Raw genomic sequence first — 17783 nt, forward strand, 5'->3', positions numbered from 1 at the left:
TCAAATCTCGAAATTGACCATCTTGGCCATGATGAAGGCGCCCAGCGCCATCCAGATCAGGCCGCCGCCGCCAGCCACCATCAGCCGTTCGTCGGTGAAGAATTTCAGCATGTAGCCGTTGTTGATGAACCAGATCATCCCGAACACGATGAAGGGCAGACAGCCGACGATCAGCGCCGACGCCTTGGATTCCGACGACATCGCCTTGATCTTCAGCTTCATCTGGGCGCGCTTGCGCAGCACTTCGGACAGGTTCGACAGCGTTTCGGCCAGATTGCCACCGGTCTCGCGCTGGATCGCGATCGTGATGGTGAAGAACTGGAACTCGGGCGTTCCCAGCCGATCCGCTGTCTCTTGAAGCGCCGCGTCAAGCGTCCGCCCGATCTTCATCTTGTCGGCGATCATCCGGAATTCTTCGCCGACCGGGCCGTCAAGCTCCTGGGCGACGACCGTGATCGTCTCGGTGATCGGCAGGCCTGAGCGAAGACCGCGGACCAGCAACTCGATCGCGTCGGGAAATTTCACGGTGAACTGGTTGACGCGCCGGCCGATGAAGAAGCCGACGACGAAATGCGGCAGGCCCGCGCCGACGAACAGCGCGAGGAACAGCGCCAGCCACACCGGAGCGCCCTGAAGCAGCAGCAACGCCGCGGGGACTGCGAACAGGCCCAGCGTCGCCAGGCCATATTTGCCGACGGTCCACGGCTTGCCCGTCATGGCCAGTCGCTTTTGCAACTGGGCGGGGTTGGGCAGCAGCAGGACCGCGAGCGTGTCCATCCGATTGGCGCGGCTGGTCGTGATCTTGCGCAGCTGCGCTTCCATCGCATTGGCGCCGACCGGGCTGACCGTATGGCGCTCGCGCAGGCCGGACAGCCGGCGCGCGCCCGCACGCTCCGCCGACGGGCCGGCAAAGGCGAAGATCATCAGCGCCAGCACCGTAAAGGCGCCGCCCCCGACCATGATGTACGGCAACAAGTCCATGCCGCGTCACTCTCCGATTAGGATGCCCGTGGCGGGCCGGGCAACCCGCCCGCCCCGACGGCGATTACTTGCCCTTGCGCGGGACCCTGATCTTCAGCCGGTCGAACAGCGAGGTGCTGCCCGGCGGCTTGCTACCCGGCTTGCCCGGCACCGACCTGGCCTTGGCCGGGGCGTCGTCGCGCTCGCCGGCATCCGCGATCGCCGCGACGCGATTGGCGAGTTCGGCCAGCCCGGCGAAGGCCTTCGCGCCTTTCGCCGCCTCGGCGAAGGGCTTGCCCAGTTTCGCCGATTGCGATGCGATCCTGGCGTCGAAGGGAAGGACGAAGTCGACCTTGCGCTCGATCGACCCCTCGAAATCCTTGCGGCTGATCTCCAGCATGGCGGCGGGATGGACCTTGTTGGCGACGACGATCACCTGGGTCTGCGGCGCGTTCGAGCGGAACCAGCTGAGGATGCGGATCGTGTCGCGCGCCGCGGCCAGGGTAAAATCGGTCACCAGCACCGCGACCTGGACGTCGCTGATCAGGTGCGGATGAAGCACCAGCATGTTGCGCGGCAGATCGGTCACGCTCGTCTCGAACGCGCTGCGGAGTTCCTCCTGCAGCTGATAGAAGGCGGCGCCGTCGGTGAGCACCGGCGAGTTGATCGGTGCCTCGGCCGACAGGACCGCAAGCAGGTCAGACGCCTTCACCATTGCCCGTTCGATGAACAGGCCGTCGATGCGGCTGGGATTCTCGATCGCATCGGTCAGGCCGCGGCCAGGCTCGAGATCGAGGGCGAGCGCCCCGGTGCCGAAATGCACGTCGAGATCGAGCAAGGCGGTCGCCCGCTTGTGCTTCTCGCTGGTCAGCCACGACAGCGAGGTGGCGATGGTCGAGGCGCCGACGCCGCCGCGGGCGCCGATCACCGCCACCGCGCAATGCGGCCGGTCCGATCCCGCCTCTGGCGCCTTCGGCGCGCTCAGCATGGCTTGGGCATGGGCGAAGGCGTCGCGCAGCGCATCCGGGTTCAGCGGCTTGAGCAGATAGTCCTGCAGGCCGCTGGCCAGCAGGTCGCGATAGAGCCGCACGTCGTTGACCTGGCCCGACGCTATCACCACCGTGCCGGGTTCGCAGACTTCGGCGAGCGCGTTGATGTCGTTGAGCGGATCGCCCGATTCGGACAGGTCGACGAACAGGACATGCGGGCTGGCCGAAACCGAAAGCGTCTGAACCGCATTGCGCAGGCCGCCCTTGTTGACCTTTTCGGGGCTCCAGCCGAGTTCGACCGCGATCGGACGCAGCGCCTCTGCCGTCGTCTCGTCGCAGACGAAGGCGACGAAGGGATCACGCTGGCCGACACGGCCCGGATTGAAGGGGGCGTTCACTTGGTGCCGCCTCCCGTGCCGGAGGTTTTCAGCCCGCCGGTGCCGGTGGGCGGCGCATCGCGATAGACCTTGATCGCCTTGCTGGCGGCGGCGGGATCGCTGGTGGCCGAACCGGGGGCACCGCGGACGAGGTCGTTGGGATCGGCGATCATCGCGGCGAGGTTCGAATTGACCGCGCAGCCATAGTTGGACGACGTGCTGGCGCTGAAGTCGGGCTGAGCATTCCCCGCGCGATCGGGGCAGTTCGGGACGGACGCCGTCATGCGGGTCACGACGACGCGGACCGTGCCGGGTGCGACCTGGCCGACGGTGGTCGGCGGACGGTCGGCCAGCAGCAGGCCATAGCGGCCTGCCGCGGCGCGAACCTCTTCGCGGCCCACCGCGCCGTCGCCGCCATCGTCGATCCCGACGCGGTCGCCGTAACGCAGGTTCATCGCCTGCATCCAGCCGGCGAGGCGCTGGGCCTCGCCCGGGGCCAGGGCATAGCCCTGCGCCTGGAGGTCGAGGACGTAATCGCTGCGCTGGACAACCGGCTGGTACACCGATTCCATGCCGCCATTATGGCTGCCGCACCCGCCCAGCAGCAGTGCCGGGACGAAAAGGGCGGGAAGGGCGATGCGCTTGGACATGAAGATCTCCCTGGGACGCTGAGTCACTGGCCGAAGCCCGGCGCGGCGGTCGCCACCGTCCGGGATTTGCGGGATTGCAGACCGCGATCGTCACCGCGCGGCGTGGCCGGCGGCGCGGTCATCGCCTGTTGTGGCGCCGGAGCGCCGGGGGCGGGGGGCAGGTCGGTCGAGCCGATCGCCCCGGCGGGAGCAGCCATGCTGGGCTTCGGCCGGTCCGGTGTCTTGGACGAGCCGCTGATCTGGCCGCCCAGGATGCGGTCGAAATCGTTCGGCGCCTGATAGCCGTCGGTTGGCAGGCGGATCTCGCTGCCATTGACCGGCTTCACCAGATAGGGGGTGATCACGATCACCAGCTCGGTCTCGTTGCGCTGGAACGCGTTCGAGCGGAACAGCGCACCCAGCACCGGCACGTCGCCAAGGCCCGGTGCCTTGTCGATCACATTATTGTGCGTGTTCTGGACCAGGCCGGCGATCATCATGCTCTCGCCCGATCCCAGCTCGATGCTGGTCTCGGTGCGGCGGGTGGTGAGGGCGGGGATCGACGCGCCGCCGATCGTTACCGCGCCTGCCTCGGACAGCTGCGACACTTCGGGGCGGACGCGCAGCGAGATGCGGCCGTCGGACATCACCGTCGGAGTGAAGGCCAGGCTGACGCCATATTGCTTGTACTCGACCGACACGGCGCCCAGGCCCTGGCTGATCGGGATCGGAATCTCTCCGCCCGCCAGGAAGGTCGCGGTCTCCCCCGAAAGCGCGGTCAGGTTCGGCGTGGCCAGCGTGGTCACCTGGCCGATGCGCTCGCCCAGATCGATTGCCGACAGCACGTCGAGGCCCAGCAATCGCCCGGCGATCCCAAGGGTCGAGAAATGGTTGGGACTCTTGGTGACGGTGTTCGCGACACCACCGGGATAGACGAAGTCGCCGCGTGCCGGATCGAACGGCAGCGCGATCGTACCTGCCGGAAAGCCGAATTTGGACGAGGCGTCGAGGACGGGAAGCCCGGTCGTGTCGATCTTTCCGATCGTCCCGAAATTGCTGCGCGTGCCCGATCCGACGCCGATCGAGATGCCGCTGCCATTGTCGCGGGTCATCAGGTTGACGCCGACATTCTTCATGAAGCTGCGGCTGACCTCGGCAAAGCGAACCTGCAGCATCACCTGCAGCGGGGTCGCGGTGCGCAGGCGGCTGACGATCTTGGTCTGGTCGCCCACGAACGCCTGGACCAGCCGCTCGGCTTCGGCGGCGTCGCCCGGGCTCGCCACCGTCCCGGTCAGCAGCACCAGTCCGTTCATCGGCGTCGCGGTGACTTCGGCTTCGGGCATGGCGAGACGCAGCATCGAATCGATCGAGTCGATATTGTTGCCGACCCGGATCGTCGCCGCGTAGATCACCCGGCCCGCCTTGTTGGTGACCGACAGGGTCGTCTCGCCCGGCCCCTTGCCGAAGACATAGAGCTGGGTGGGTGAGCGTACCTGGACGTCGGCGACCTGCTCGTTGGCGACGAACACGTCGGACATCGCGGCGTCGAGCTGGACCAGCCGCCCGCGACCGGTGTTCAGCTGCATCACGGGCGATCCGGCGGATGCCGACACCGTCTGGGCGGCGGCGGGGGCGGCGATCCCGCCGATGCCGGCGGCTGCCGCCAGCATCGCGATCGTCAGCCGCAACGGCTTGTAACTGCGCATCTTAATTCTTCCCCCCGACCGGTACCACGGTCACGCTGTTGCCGCGCGACACCTTGACCACCGGGCCCTGCGCGACGGGCGCCGCGGCACCCGGATAATTTGTCTGGCCGGTGGCCGGCGGCGCGGAATCGCCGCGGTCGTCCCTGGCCTTGCCGGGCACGGTGCGGCGCTGGAACCGGGACACATCGGCACCGGTCGAGACGCTGCCGGCACCGGCGCTGGGACGAGCGGCCACGCGCGCCAGCATCGCCTTTTCGCCCTTGGCGTCGCCATTCTCGGGCACGTCGACATCGCCATTGGCGATTGCCTCCTCGAGTTCGCCCTGATTGTCGGCGATCGATCGAAGCGACAGCGAGATGGTGCCGACCGTCTGGGCGACGGCGATTTCCTCGGCGATCTTGGGCGTCGCCTCGATCGTCACGGTCGAATAGGTCGTGACGACGGTGTTGCCCTTCTCGTCGGTCTGCTTGTCGGTCCGCTGGTCGGTCGCCAGAACGCGGACATTGCGCAGCACCGTCTCGGCGGCCTTCAGCGACGGTCCGTCGCCGCCGCCGGCGACTTCCTGGGTCAGGATCAGGTCGACGCGGTCGCCCGGAAAGACGAAGCCCGCGACCGATCCCTTGGCATCGACCGGGACGGTCACGGCGCGCATGCCGGGTCCGAGTGCGGCGGCAAGGAAGCCTCGATCGCCGGGCTTGACGAGTGCGCCCTGCGTCAGCGGCTGGCCCGCCGGAATGGCGAAGCGGACCACGGTTCCGTTCAGTGATTTCAGGTCGACCTCGCCCTGCTGGTAATAGGCGCCTTCGATCAGGTCCTTGGGCCAAGGGACGAATTTCATCGCCTCGGGATCGAGGATCGTGCCGACTGGCAGGGCGCGGGTCGCGACCAGCACCTGCACGGTGTTCTGCGCAGGCTGGGGCTGGCCGTTGACCACCGGCGCAGCGCCGGCTTCCGGAGAAGACGAGCCGAGCACCATCGATCGCGCCATGAACGCTGTGATCGCGGCGACGATCAGCGCCCCGACGAGTAGAATGATCTTCCGTGCATCCATGACGCTTCAGTTCCCACCAGACCGGATCGGATGTTTCCGATCCCGACTCTCACGCAAATTGGTTAATGATCGGTTCGCGAAGGACGAGGAGGGTGGCGATCGCGATGGCCACGCCGTACGGAATCTCCAGCGGCTCGCCCTTCTTGCGCAGCCATTTCTCGCCCAGCATGACCAGCGTCAGCACCCCGCCCAGCAGCGACATCAGGATCAGCATCCACAGCAGTGGTTGCAGCGGCAGCCACAGCGCGAGTGCGCCGATCATCTTGACGTCGCCGCCGCCCATCTGGCCGACCCCGTAGGCCGCCAGGAAGAAGGCGAAGACGATACCGGCCAGCCCGACCTGCATCGCGATGTCGGGCCAGAGCGCCAGGCCCTGATGCCACCACCAGAGCGGCGCGATCAGCGCGATCGCGAGGTTTTTCCAGTTGGCGATCTCGCGTGTTCGCGCGTCCTCGACCCCCGCGGAAACCAGGAGCAGGCCGAGCGCGACCAGCGGAAAGGTGGCTGAGAGATCCCCCATGCCGCCAAGTCCCTAGACGGACCGGCTTTCCAAAACGTAACCACGGCGCATGAGTGTTTCTCCGTACGACCGTCGCGCGATTCCCCCACGCGCGCAGATCCATCAGTGGAGCGCGCCGGACCGCTGGGCGCTGCGGGTCTTCTCCTGGGCTGCCGAGGTGCCGCAGCCGCGCGGCTCGATCCTGTTCCAGGGCGGGCGCGGCGACGTGTTCGAGAAATATCTGGAGGCTTTCGGCCACTGGCATGATCAGGGATGGTCGATCACCTCGTTCGACTGGCGCGGCCAGGGCGGGTCGGGCAGGCTGAGCGCCGCCGGAAATTGCGGCCATATTGAGGATTTCGGCGCGTTCGTCGGGGATCTGCGCGCCTTCTACGACGAGTGGCAGGCGGCGACGCCCGGCCCCCATGTCGCGATGGGCCATTCGATGGGCGGACATATCCTGTTGCGCGCCCTGGTGGAGGGCGCGGTGCATCCCGATGCGGCGGTGCTGATCGCCCCGATGCTGGGCGTGAAAAGCCCGTTCGGCCAGGCGATGGGGGAACGGCTGGCGCGGCTGATGGGCGGGGCCGGGGACGATTCGCGACCCGCCTGGCGCGGCAATGAAAAGCCCTACACCACCGAAACGCGCGCCGCGCTGCTGACCCATGATCGTGCGCGATACGAGGACGAGCTGTTCTGGCAGCTGGCCAATCCGGACACCGTAACCGGCCCGCCCAGCTGGCGCTGGGTGATCGAGGCGTTCCGGTCGATGCGCGAACTGCGGGCCTCGCCCAAGCTGGGGGAGATGCGGGTCCCGACACTGATGCTGGTCGCCGATGCCGACGGGCTGGTCGAGCCCAGATCGGCACTGGCGATCGCGCCGTCGCTGCCGGATGTCCGGGTCGTCCGATTCGGCAAGGAAGCCGCGCACGAACTGCTGCGCGAAGGCGACGCAGTTCGCGACCGAGCCATGGGCGAGATCGACGGTTTCCTTCAGGCGCGAGCACAGCCGCGTTGAACCGAGTCGACATCGCGATCATCGGCGGAGGCATCGCTGGCGCCAGTCTCGCGGCCGAGCTGGCGCCGCATGCCCGCGTCGTCATTCTCGAGGCTGAGGACCAGCCCGGCTATCATTCGACCGGGCGCTCGGCCGCTTATTGGTCGGAAACCTATGGCGGACCGCACGTCCAGCCGCTGACCAGTGCGTCGGGGCCGGCGCTTCGCCCCTTCCTCCAGCCGCTCGGTTCGCATCACATCGCCCGCCGCGACGAGCGCGGCTTGATCGACGCCTATCTTGCCGAGTTCGCGGACAGCGGGGTGGTGCTGGAGGATGTCGATCCGCGCGAGCGCATCCCGGGGCTTCGCGACGAATGGCGATGGTGCGCGTTCGAGCCGAACGTCGCCTATATCGACGTGGCGGGACTCCATGCGGGCTATCTGGCGACCGCCAGGCGCGCGGGTGCCGAGCTTCGACTTGGCGCCGGCGTCGCGGCGATCGGGCGCGCGGCGGGAAGCTGGCGAATCGAAACGCGCGCCGGTCCGATCGCGGCCGATGTCGTTGTCGATGCCGCCGGCGCCTGGGCGGACTCCATCGCTCGCGTCGCGGGCGTCGCGCCGCTCGGGATCCAGCCCTATCGCCGCACGATGGTTCAGTTGAAGACCGATCCCGCGCCGCCCGCGGACCTGACCCATGTCGGGCACATTGGCGGCGAGTTCTACTTCAAGCCCGAGCCGGGCGGGCGGCTGTGGCTGAGCCCGCATGACGAGACCGCGACCGACCCGTGCGATGCCCAGCCCGAGGAGATCGATGTCGCGATCGCGATCGACCGGTTCGAACGGTGCGTTGATTGGCGGGTCGAGCGGGTCGAGCATCGCTGGGCCGGCTTGCGCAGCTTCGCGCCCGACCGACTGCCGGTCTATGGCTTCGATCCGGCAGTTCCGGGCTTCTTCTGGTGCGCGGGGCAGGGGGGCTTCGGCATTCAGACCTCGGCCGCCGCGGCGATGCTGGCGGCGGCGTTGCTGCTGGGCCGGCAGCCCGCCGACGCGGTCGCGCATATCGACGCGGATCGCTATGCACCCGACCGGTTCATGCGGTAAGAATGCGGCTCCTTAGCCACGGGAGTGGGTCATGGCGCACAAGTTCGTGATCGAGCAGAACAAGGCAGGCGAGTATGTCGCCAAGTTCAAATATAACAGCGAGACGATATTCTGGACCGAGGGCTATGCCTCGAAAGCCGGCGCCCAGAATGCGATCGAATCGATATTGAAGAACGGTCCCGGCGCAGCCGTCGAGGGGTGACGCGGCAGATCGTCCGCTGACCGCGCGCGGCGGTCGGATGGTCTGACGCTACGGCAGACGCCCTTTCGCAAACCGCGGATTTTCGCGGTTTTCCTCGCCTTTACGTGCCCGTCATGCTAGGACTGCGCACGATGACCAGCCATGCCCAGCCTTACGACTTTCCAATCGACGTCGCTGCCGACGATATCGATTTCATGGGGCATGTGAACAATGCCAGCTATCTGAAATGGGTGCAGGCCGCAGTGATCAGCCACTGGCAGGCGCTTGCCCCGGTCGAGGCTGTGGCGCAGCATCTGTGGGTCGCGCTGAAGCACGAGATCACCTATCGCCGGCCCGCTTTTCTGGACGATGACGTGGTCGCGACGGTTCTGCTCGAGCGCGTACAGGGCGCGCGTGCCTTCTACGAGACGGTGATCACCCGCGGCTCCGAAGTGCTGGCCGAGGTGAAGTCGAGCTGGTGCTGCGTCGATGCGGAAACACTGCGCCCGGCGCGGCTGGCGCGCGACGTGATCGACCGCTTCTTCGTGAAGCCGGCCGAGGCCTGATCCGGCGGCCGGCCGAGCCGGCCCTATTGAGCCAGTGCCGCGTCGCTCGCGAGTCGGTCGGCGCGTTCATTGTCGGGGTGGCCGGCATGGCCCTTCACCCATTTCCACTCGACGCGGTGCGGCTTGGCGGCGTCCAGCAGCTTCTGCCAGAGATCGGCATTCTTGACCGGCTTGCGATCCGCCGTCTTCCAGCCATTCTTCAGCCAGCCATGGATCCACTTGGTGAGTCCGTCCATGACATAGCGGCTGTCGGTCGACAGCGTCACCCGGCAGGGGCGCTTGAGCGCGTTCAGGCCCTCGATCGCCGCCATCAGCTCCATGCGATTGTTGGTCGTCTCGCGCTCGCCGCCCGACAATTCCTTCTCGACCCCGCCGGTGCGCAGCACGACGCCCCAGCCGCCGCGGCCGGGATTGCCCTTGCACGCGCCGTCGGTTGCGATCTCGACATGCTGTAATTCGGTCATGCGAAGATCGTCGCTCCATGGGTCTGGTAGAAGTCCAGCCGGCGCAGATAGGCGAGCGGGTCCTTGCGCGTCACCATCGCGTCGGCGGGGGTATTGAGCCAGTCCCAGGCGCGACTGAGCAGGAAGCGCAGCGCCGCGCCCTCGGCCAGGATCGGCAGCGCCGCCCGTTCGTCGTCGGACAGGCCGAAGCTGGACTGATAGCCCGCGAGCAAGGCGTCGCCGACCTCCGCATCGTGCACGCGACCGGTGCCGTCGAATGCCCAGGCGCCGTGCATGACCGCGACGTCATAGGCGCGGATGTCGGTGCAGGCGAAATAGAAGTCGATCAGCCCGGTGACCCGGTCGTCCAGCATCAGCACATTGTCGGGAAACAGATCGGCGTGGATCGCGCTGGTCGCCAGATGGCGCGGCCAGCGCGACAGGATCCGGTCCAGCGCAGAGGAAAGCCGGTCGAAAAGGCCGGCCTCGATCCCGTCCAGGTCGCGGCCGCAACGGGCAAGCTGGTCCGCCCAGGTCTCGACGCCCATCGAGTTCGGTCGGTCCAGCGAAAAACCGGAGAGGCTCGCATGCATCCGGCCCATCGCCTCGGCCGCGGCGCGGGCCTGGGTCGGGGTCGGCCGGGTCACCGACACGCCCGACAGGAACTGGATCAGGCAGGCGGGACGCCCTTCCAGCTCGTGGATCAGGCGGCCGTCGCGATCGGGGATCGCCGGCGGGACCGGGTTGCCCGCGTTCGCCAGATGGTCGAGCAGTGCCATGAAATAGGGCAGGTCATCGGCGGCGACCCGCTTTTCGTACAGCGTCAGGATGAAGCGCGCGTCGGTGGTGTCGACCAGATAGTTGGAATTCTCGACCCCCTCGGCGATGCCCTTGGCTGAGACGAGGGCGCCGACGTCGAACCGTGCGAGAAACGCCGAGAGCGCTTCCGCCGAAACCTGCGTGTAGACCGCCATGCGTCAGGCCGCTTCGAGCCCGCGTGGCAGCTTGAAGACCACCGTTTCCTCGACCGTCTCGACTTCGCGCTCGGTGATCTCGAACCGCTCGCCGATCCGGTCCACCAGTTCGCGCACCAGCAGTTCGGGGGCGGAGGCGCCCGCGGTGATCCCGACCGACTTGATGTTCTCCAGCCAGGCGAAGTCCAGGTCGGCCGCCCTCTGGACCAGCTTCGCCGGAGTGCCGGAACGCTTGGACACCTCGACCAGCCGCAGCGAGTTCGACGAGTTGGGCGCGCCGATCACCAGGACCAGGTCGACCATCGGCGCAATCGCCTTGACCGCGCCCTGACGGTTCGAGGTCGCGTAGCAGATGTCGTCGGGGCCGGGCGCCAGGATTTCCGGGAAACGGCGCTTCAGCGCATCGAGGACCGCAGCGGTGTCGTCCACCGACAGCGTCGTCTGCGTCAGGAAGGCGAGGTTCGACGGATCGGCCGGATTGACCGTCTCGGCATCCTCGACCGTCTCGATCAGCGTCATCGCGCCTTCGGGCACCTGGCCGAAGGTGCCGATCACCTCGGGGTGGCCGGCATGGCCGATGAACAGGATATGCCTGCCCTGGTTGACCAGCCGCTCCGCCTGACGATGGACCTTGGAGACGAGTGGGCAGGTCGCGTCGAGATAGGACAGGCCGCGCTCGGCCGCCTTTGCCGGCACCGCCTTGGGCACGCCATGCGCGGAGAAGACGACCGGCGCGTCGTCGGGCACTTCGTCGAGTTCGTCGACGAAGATCGCGCCCTTCGCCTTCAGCGTGTCGACGACGAACTTGTTATGGACGATCTCGTGCCGGACATAGACCGGCGCGCCATATTTCTCGATCGCCAGCTCGACGATGCGAATCGCGCGGTCGACGCCGGCGCAGAAGCCGCGCGGGGCGGCGATGAGGAGGTTCAGGGGCGGCCTTATTCCGGACATGGCCCGTCCCTACGCGATTGCTTGCACCGGCGGAAGGCGCTTCCTATGGTGCCGCGCGTTTCGGGCCGGGGCGATACTGCCGCCGGCTCGACTGTTTTGAAAGGTTGCCCGTGTCGCCTGCAAGGATCGTCCTTCCCCTCGCCGCCATTGCCCTGCTCGCGGGCTGCAGCCGTACCGGTGAGATCGATGCCGTGGGCGGAGTCGGCATCACCACGTTGCGCTCGCCTTGCCCGCATGTCGCAATTCCGGCGGGTACGGGGGACATCACGACCTTCAATCCGCCTGCGAGCCGTGAGGCGCAGGCAATCGATGTGGTCGCGACGATGACCAACGTCCAGTCGACCTGCGACTATGCGACCGATCAGGTCGTCACCAACGTGACTTTCGATGTGCTGGCGCGTCGCGCCAGTGCCGACGGCCCGCGCGACATCACCATTCCCTATTTCATCACGGTCGTGCGCGGCGGATCCGCGGTCGTCGCGAAGCGCGTCGCCCAGGTGACCGTCCATTTCGAGGCCGGCCAGCTTCGCGCCAGCGCCAAGGGCGCCGGCAGCACCCAGATCGCCAAGGCATCGGCCACGCTTCCGGCCGATGTGCGCGAGAGGCTGACCCGCAAGCGCAAGGCGGGCCAGGAGGATGCAGCGATGGATCCGCTGGCCGATCCTGCGATCCGCCAGTCGGTTCAGTCCGCCACGTTCGAGGCGCTGGTGGGCTTCCAGCTGACCGAGGACCAGCTGAAGTACAACGTTACGCGCTGATCGGGGGCTGACGGCCGACGAAGGCCGTTGACTCGACTCAGGGGCGCGGCCAAGGCTGCGCCCGTCTGTAGCGGTTCGCCGCGACGGACGCGCGAGGGAGAGTGGGGCAGGCGACTGCCTCCGCCGAAGGAGCAACCGCCCCGGAATCTCTCAGGCATCAGGGACCGCGCGCGTCAGGACACTCTGGAAAGCGCCACCTCGGTGAGGTGGCCACCGAAGGGGTAAGCCCGCGCCGGTCTTCGGCAGGGGCGAAAGCTCTCAGGTTCCCGTGACAGAGGGGGCGACGGATCGAAGGCGCGGGCGACTGCGTGTTCCGGATCCGTCGAATTCCCCTCGAGTTCCGGAGCGCCTTGATGAGTCAGCACAATCAGGATCAGACCGCCGATGGCGGCCCCGACGACGCCGATGGCGAGATCGCGCTGCAGCCGCTTCCGCTCGATCGGTGGCACCGCGATCGCGGCGGCCGCATGGTCCCGTTCGCCGGCTATGAAATGCCCGTCCAGTATGAAGGCATCATGGCCGAGCATCTCTGGACGCGCGAGCATGCGGGCCTGTTCGACGTCAGCCATATGGGCCAGCTGCTGTTCAGCGGTGCGGCGTTCGACACCGGGCTGGAGACGCTGTTGCCCGGCGACATCGTCGGACTGGGCGAGGGGCGGATGCGCTACTCGCTGTTGCTGGCCGACAATGGCGGCATCCATGACGATCTGATGATCACGCGCCTGCCCGCCGACAATGCGTTCGAGATCGATGGCGGCGCGCTCTATATGGTCGTCAACGGTGCGACCAAGTGGGACGACCTCGGCGTGCTGCGCGAGGGCCTCGCGGACGAGGTGACGATCAACCATCTCGAGGACCAGGCGCTGCTGGCGCTGCAGGGGCCCGAAGCGGTGACCGCGCTGTCGCGCATCCTGCCCGGCGTCGAAAAGCTGGTGTTCATGACCGCCGCCGCGTTCGACTGGAACGGCAATCCGCTCTGGGTCAGCCGGTCGGGCTATACCGGCGAGGACGGGTTCGAGATCTCGCTGCCCGGCGACGTCGCGGCCGAGTTCGCCGATGCGCTGGTCGCGCAGGACGAGGTCAGGCCGATCGGCCTGGGCGCGCGCGATTCGCTGCGGCTCGAGGCGGGCCTGCCGCTCTATGGCCACGACCTGGACCTGGAGACCACGCCGGTCGCCGCCGATCTCGGCTTCGCGCTGTCGAAGCGCCGCCGCGAGGAAGGCGGCTTTCCCGGTCACGAGCGGATCATGATCGAGCGCGACCAGGGCGCGATCCTCAAGCGCGTCGGCCTGGTCGTCGAGGGTCGCCAGCCGGTCCGCGAAGGCGCAACCGTGGTCGACGACGAGGGCAGCGAGATCGGCAAGGTGACGAGCGGCGGTTTCGCCCCCACCGCGCAGAAGCCGATCGCGATGGCCTATGTCCCCGCCGCGCTTGCCGCGCCGGGCACGCGCGTCACGCTCGCGCAGCGCGGCAAGATCCATCACGCGGAGGTCGTCCCGATGCCCTTCGTCCCCCACCGCTATGTCCGAAAGGGAGCCTGACATGAGCCGCTACTATACCGAAGATCACGAATGGGTCGAAGTCGATGGCGACACCGGAACGGTCGGCATCAGCGACTATGCCCAGGGCCAGCTGGGCGACATCGTGTTCGTCGAAGTGCCCGATGAGGGCCGCGAAGTGACCAAGGGCGACGAAGCCGCCGTGGTCGAATCGGTCAAGGCCGCCTCCGACGTCTATTCGCCCGTCACCGGCACCGTGATCGAGGGCAATGCAGCGCTGGCCGACACGCCCGAGCTGGTGAACGAGGATCCCGAAGGCGATGGCTGGTTCTTCAAGCTGACGCTGAGCGACCCCAGCGAAGTCGAGAAGCTGATGGACGAGCCCGCCTATCGCGAGTTCGTCAGCAAGCTGTAAATTCCCCCTCCCGCTTGCGGGAGGGGCCAGGGGAGGGCGTGTCCACACACGCGCCCTTCCTCTGACAGGCCCTCCCCCGACCCCTCCCGCAAGCGGGAGGGGAGAAGGACTCAGAATGCGCTACCTGCCCCTTACCGATACCGATCGCCGGGAGATGCTCGGCGTCATCGGCGCGCAGTCGATCGACGACCTGTTCGTCGACGTGCCCGAGGCCGCGAAATTGTCCGGCCCGATCGCCGGGCTGCCGATGCACGCCTCCGAACTTGCCGTCGAGCGCCATATGAGCGCGCTTGCCCGCAAGAATCTGGCGGCGGGTGACGCGCCCTTCTTCCTGGGGGCAGGCGCCTATCGCCACCATGTGCCGGCGTCGGTCGATCACCTGATCCAGCGTGGCGAGTTCCTGACCGCCTATACGCCCTACCAGCCCGAGATCGCGCAGGGCACGCTGCAGATGATGTTCGAGTTCCAGAGCCAGGTCGCGCGCCTGCTGGGCTGCGACGTCGCCAACGCGTCGATGTACGACGGCTCGACCGCCTGCTGGGAGGCGATCACCATGGCCCGCCGCGTCACCCGACGCGGCAAGGCGATCCTGTCGGGCGGCCTCCACCCGCACTATGTCTCGGTCGCCAAGACGATGGCCCGCTTCACCGGCGACCAGCTCGTCACCGGCCTGCCGACCTTCAGCCCCGAGCCCGACACGCTCGACCTGATCGACGCGATCGACGACGACACCTCGTGCGTCGTGGTCCAGTATCCCGACATTCTCGGCCGGATCGAGGACATGTCGGCGCTTGCCGAGGCGTGCCACGCGAAGAAGGCGCTGCTGGTCGCGGTCGTCACCGAGCCGGTCGCGCTGGGCGCGATCCGTTCGCCGGGCGAGATGGGTGCGGACATCGTCGTCGGCGAAGGCCAGTCGCTGGGCGTCGGTCTTCAGTTCGGCGGTCCCTATGTCGGACTGTTCGCCTGTTCGGACAAGCTGGTCCGCCAGATGCCGGGCCGCCTGTGCGGCGAGACCGTCGATGCCGAGGGCAAGCGCGGCTATGTGCTGACGCTGTCCACCCGCGAGCAGCATATCCGCCGCGAGAAGGCGACGTCGAACATCTGCACCAGCTCGGTGCTGTGCGCGCTTGCCATGTCGGTCCACATGACGCTGCTGGGCGAGAAGGGCCTGCGCCAGCTGGCCGAACTGAACCATGTCGGCGCCAGCGCAGCCGCCGATCGCCTGGCCGAGGTAGCGGGCGTCGAGCTGGTCACCGACCGCTTCTTCAACGAATTCACGCTGAAGCTGTCGAAGGAGGCGCGCCCCGTCGTCCGCACCCTGGCGGACAAGGGCATATTGGCCGGCGTCTCGCTCGGTCGCCTCTATCCCGGCGCGACCGACCTGCAGAACGGGCTGGTCGTCGCGGTCACCGAAACCACCACGGAGGAAGACGTCGAGACGCTTGCCTCCGCGCTCGAGGAGGTGCTGGCATGAGCACGATCAACCAGTCGGGCTGGCGCCCCACCGCGCCGCAAGCGAGCGAGGGCTCGACCGCAACCTTCACCGGGAACCGGGCGCTGATGCTCGAGGAAGCGCTGATCTTCGAGATCGGATCGGCCGAGACCACCGGCGTCGATTTCGGCGAGGTGCCCTCGGGCAAGTCGCGCCTGGGCGGGCTGGAGCGCGGCAAGCCGATCGGCCTGCCGGGCCTGTCCGAGCCCGAGACGGTGCGGCACTATACGCGCCTCAGCCGCCAGAATTATGCGATCGACCTGGGCCTGTTCCCGCTGGGGTCGTGCACGATGAAGCATAATCCGCGCCTCAACGAGCGGATGGCGCGGCTGCCCGGCTTCGCCGACATCCACCCGCTCCAGCCGGTCGATACGGTGCAGGGCGCGCTGGAGGTCATTGACCAGCTGGCGCACTGGCTGATCACCCTGACCGGCATGGACGCCGTCGCGATGAGCCCCAAGGCGGGCGCGCATGGCGAGCTGTGCGGCATCCTGGCGATCCGCTCGGCCCTCGACGCCCAAGGTGAGGAAGGCCGCCGCATCCTGCTGGTCCCGACCAGCGCGCACGGCACCAACCCGGCGACGGCCGCCTTTGCCGGCTTCAGCGTCGAGGACATTCCCGCGACCGCGGAGGGGCGCGTCGACCTGGAAGCGCTGAAGGCACGGCTGGGGCCTGACATCGCCGGGGTGATGATCACCAACCCCAACACCTGCGGCCTGTTCGAGCGCGACATGAAGGCGATCTCGGACGCGGTCCATGCGGCGGGCGGCTACGTCTATTGTGACGGAGCGAACTTCAACGCGATCGTCGGTCGCGTCCGCCCGGGCGACCTCGGCATCGACGCGATGCACATCAACCTGCACAAGACCTTCTCGACCCCGCATGGCGGCGGCGGCCCGGGGTCCGGCCCGGTCGTGCTGTCGGCGGCGCTGGCGCCCTATGCCCCGCTGCCCTTCGTCGAGAAGAGCGGCGACGGCTTCCGCCTGGTCGAGGAGGAGAATGTCGACGAGCATCATGCCGGCACCTTCGGCCGGATGACTGCCTTCCAGGGTCAGATGGGCATGTTCACCCGCGCGCTGACCTATATCCTCAGCCACGGCGCCGACGGCCTGCGTCAGGTCGCCGAGGATTCGGTGCTGAACGCCAACTATATCCTGCGCGCGATGGAGGATGTGCTCGATGCGCCCTTCGCGACGAGCGGGCCGTGCATGCACGAGGCGATCTTCTCCGATAAGGGCCTGCCCGAGGGCTTCTCGACGATCGACATCGCCAAGGGGCTGATTGACGAGGGCTTCCACCCGATGACGGTATACTTCCCGCTGGTGGTGCATGGCGCGATGCTGGTCGAGCCGACCGAGACCGAGTCCAAAGCAACGCTCGATCAGTTCATCGGCGCGTTCCGCTCGGTCGCGGCGCGAGCGAAGAACGGTGATCCCACGGTGAAGACGGCACCGCACTTCGCACCGCGCCGGCGCCTCGACGAGACGCTTGCCGCGCGCAAGCCGATCCTCGCCTGGAAGGATCCGGCGCCCGCCGAAGCGGCCGAATAAGCCTGTCGGCGATACAACCAGTCGTCCGGCAGTCGCGGCCGGCGACTGGCTAGGGCAGGGGCGCCCGCCGGGCAGCGCCAGCGGGGTCCGCGGCGCGCCCCGCCGGATCAACTGCGCTCGATGAATTCCGGTGGCACTTCGTCGGCCAGCCACACGCCGTTGCTCGACAGGTGAAAGACGTGCCCGGCGCGTGCCATCGCGCCAGCCGCGATGCGCAGGATCAGCGGTTCGCCGCGCCGCGCGCCGACCCGGGATGCGGTCTCGATATCGGGCGACAGATGGACATGGTGCCGCGCCATCGGTTTCAGACCCTCGGCCAGGATCTGCGGCAGGAACCGCTCGACCGTGCCGTGGAACAGATGCTCGGGCGGCTCGGCAACCGGCCAGTCGAGGTCCACCGCAGTCGAATGGCCTTGGCGCGCGCGGATCAGGCTGCCGTCAGGCGAAAGTTCGAACCGCTGTTTGTCGCAGTCCGCGACGACGCGATGCAGCGTATCGGGGTCATCGGGCAGGCGCTTCCGCGCGAGCGCCGCCAGCACGCCATCGACCGGGGCCCAGCCCGCGCTGTCGAGTGTCAGCCCGGCCCGTTCGGGCGCGTGCCGCAGCCAGAGCGAAAGCGTCTTCGAGATCGACTTGGTCATCG

At 67.7% G+C, this 17783-nt stretch carries 19 protein-coding genes and 2 riboswitches; of the genes, 9 read left to right on the forward strand and 10 right to left on the reverse strand.

Annotated features, from left to right (window positions below):
- The 6 genes from TPR58_RS19230 to TPR58_RS19255 all read right to left on the reverse strand — a co-directional run bounded on the left by TPR58_RS19230 (position 1) and on the right by TPR58_RS19255 (position 6232).
- Positions 1 to 981, reverse strand: a complete 981-nt coding sequence (locus TPR58_RS19230) for a type II secretion system F family protein (protein ID WP_346248371.1) — start codon at positions 979 to 981, stop codon at positions 1 to 3.
- A gap of 64 nt (positions 982 to 1045) precedes the next feature.
- The gene (locus tag TPR58_RS19235; protein ID WP_346248372.1) at positions 1046 to 2347 is read right to left on the reverse strand and encodes a CpaE/TadZ family protein; all 1302 of its coding nucleotides are present in this window, start codon (positions 2345 to 2347) and stop codon (positions 1046 to 1048) included.
- Positions 2344 to 2976, reverse strand: a complete 633-nt coding sequence (locus tag TPR58_RS19240; RefSeq protein ID WP_346248373.1) for a CpaD family pilus assembly protein — start codon at positions 2974 to 2976, stop codon at positions 2344 to 2346. Before TPR58_RS19240 ends, TPR58_RS19235 begins: the two co-directional genes overlap by 4 nt.
- A gap of 23 nt (positions 2977 to 2999) precedes the next feature.
- Positions 3000 to 4661: a type II and III secretion system protein family protein gene (locus tag TPR58_RS19245; RefSeq protein WP_346248374.1), complete on the reverse strand. Its 1662-nt coding sequence runs from the start codon at positions 4659 to 4661 to the stop codon at positions 3000 to 3002.
- A 1-nt stretch (position 4662) separates the two neighbouring features.
- On the reverse strand, positions 4663 to 5712 hold the full coding sequence (cpaB, locus tag TPR58_RS19250; RefSeq protein ID WP_346248375.1) for a Flp pilus assembly protein CpaB: 1050 nt from the start codon (positions 5710 to 5712) through the stop codon (positions 4663 to 4665).
- A gap of 49 nt (positions 5713 to 5761) precedes the next feature.
- Entirely contained in the window at positions 5762 to 6232 is a 471-nt protein-coding gene (locus tag TPR58_RS19255) for an A24 family peptidase (protein ID WP_346248376.1), read from the reverse strand.
- A 49-nt stretch (positions 6233 to 6281) separates the two neighbouring features.
- Between TPR58_RS19255 and TPR58_RS19260 the strand changes: the two genes are divergently transcribed.
- The 4 genes from TPR58_RS19260 (at position 6282) to TPR58_RS19275 (ending at position 9055) form a co-directional block, all read left to right on the forward strand.
- Complete coding sequence (locus TPR58_RS19260; RefSeq protein WP_346248377.1) at positions 6282 to 7229, forward strand: alpha/beta fold hydrolase; 948 nt, start codon at positions 6282 to 6284, stop codon at positions 7227 to 7229.
- Complete coding sequence (locus TPR58_RS19265; protein ID WP_346248378.1) at positions 7226 to 8308, forward strand: NAD(P)/FAD-dependent oxidoreductase; 1083 nt, start codon at positions 7226 to 7228, stop codon at positions 8306 to 8308. Before TPR58_RS19260 ends, TPR58_RS19265 begins: the two co-directional genes overlap by 4 nt.
- A 31-nt stretch (positions 8309 to 8339) precedes the next feature.
- Positions 8340 to 8510 (forward strand): YegP family protein, encoded by a 171-nt coding sequence (locus tag TPR58_RS19270; RefSeq protein WP_110148959.1) that lies wholly within the window; start codon positions 8340 to 8342, stop codon positions 8508 to 8510.
- A gap of 131 nt (positions 8511 to 8641) precedes the next feature.
- Complete coding sequence (locus TPR58_RS19275; protein ID WP_346248379.1) at positions 8642 to 9055, forward strand: acyl-CoA thioesterase; 414 nt, start codon at positions 8642 to 8644, stop codon at positions 9053 to 9055.
- Between the two features lie 23 nt (positions 9056 to 9078).
- On the opposite strand, the gene rnhA is transcribed toward TPR58_RS19275, so the two are convergent.
- The 3 genes from rnhA to ispH are packed head-to-tail and all read right to left on the reverse strand — an operon-like array spanning position 9079 to position 11426.
- Positions 9079 to 9519 (reverse strand): ribonuclease HI, encoded by a 441-nt coding sequence (gene rnhA / locus TPR58_RS19280; protein ID WP_346248380.1) that lies wholly within the window; start codon positions 9517 to 9519, stop codon positions 9079 to 9081.
- The gene (gene thrB, locus TPR58_RS19285; RefSeq protein WP_346248381.1) at positions 9516 to 10472 is read right to left on the reverse strand and encodes a homoserine kinase; all 957 of its coding nucleotides are present in this window, start codon (positions 10470 to 10472) and stop codon (positions 9516 to 9518) included. Before thrB ends, rnhA begins: the two co-directional genes overlap by 4 nt.
- A gap of 3 nt (positions 10473 to 10475) precedes the next feature.
- Positions 10476 to 11426 carry a 4-hydroxy-3-methylbut-2-enyl diphosphate reductase gene (gene ispH / locus TPR58_RS19290; RefSeq protein WP_346248382.1) on the reverse strand — a complete coding sequence of 317 codons (951 nt, stop codon included), beginning with the start codon at positions 11424 to 11426 and terminating at the stop codon, positions 10476 to 10478.
- A 110-nt stretch (positions 11427 to 11536) separates the two neighbouring features.
- Here ispH and TPR58_RS19295 point away from each other — a divergent pair, with 110 nt between their 5' ends.
- The 5 genes from TPR58_RS19295 (at position 11537) to gcvPB (ending at position 17140) form a co-directional block, all read left to right on the forward strand.
- Entirely contained in the window at positions 11537 to 12184 is a 648-nt protein-coding gene (locus tag TPR58_RS19295; protein WP_346248383.1) for a hypothetical protein, read from the forward strand.
- A gap of 84 nt (positions 12185 to 12268) precedes the next feature.
- Positions 12269 to 12361, forward strand: a riboswitch (glycine riboswitch).
- Positions 12362 to 12469: riboswitch (glycine riboswitch) on the forward strand.
- Between the two features lie 68 nt (positions 12470 to 12537).
- The gene (gcvT, locus tag TPR58_RS19300; RefSeq protein WP_346248384.1) at positions 12538 to 13725 is read left to right on the forward strand and encodes a glycine cleavage system aminomethyltransferase GcvT; all 1188 of its coding nucleotides are present in this window, start codon (positions 12538 to 12540) and stop codon (positions 13723 to 13725) included.
- A gap of 1 nt (position 13726) precedes the next feature.
- Entirely contained in the window at positions 13727 to 14098 is a 372-nt protein-coding gene (gene gcvH / locus TPR58_RS19305; RefSeq protein WP_346248385.1) for a glycine cleavage system protein GcvH, read from the forward strand.
- Positions 14099 to 14213: 115 nt separating this feature from the next.
- Entirely contained in the window at positions 14214 to 15572 is a 1359-nt protein-coding gene (gcvPA, locus tag TPR58_RS19310) for an aminomethyl-transferring glycine dehydrogenase subunit GcvPA (RefSeq protein ID WP_346248386.1), read from the forward strand.
- The gene (gcvPB, locus tag TPR58_RS19315) at positions 15569 to 17140 is read left to right on the forward strand and encodes an aminomethyl-transferring glycine dehydrogenase subunit GcvPB (protein WP_346248387.1); all 1572 of its coding nucleotides are present in this window, start codon (positions 15569 to 15571) and stop codon (positions 17138 to 17140) included. The genes gcvPA and gcvPB overlap by 4 nt, the downstream gene beginning before the upstream one ends.
- 107 nt (positions 17141 to 17247) lie before the next feature.
- Here the strand turns inward: gcvPB and TPR58_RS19320 are convergent, their stop codons facing one another.
- A complete protein-coding gene (locus tag TPR58_RS19320) occupies positions 17248 to 17781 on the reverse strand; it encodes an RNA 2'-phosphotransferase (protein WP_346248388.1) in 534 nt (177 codons plus the stop codon).
- Positions 17782 to 17783 lie beyond the last annotated feature (2 nt).

The sequence above is a fragment of the Sphingomonas rustica genome, from assembly GCF_039652585.1.
Taxonomy (GTDB): Bacteria; Pseudomonadota; Alphaproteobacteria; order Sphingomonadales; family Sphingomonadaceae; genus Sphingomonas; species Sphingomonas rustica.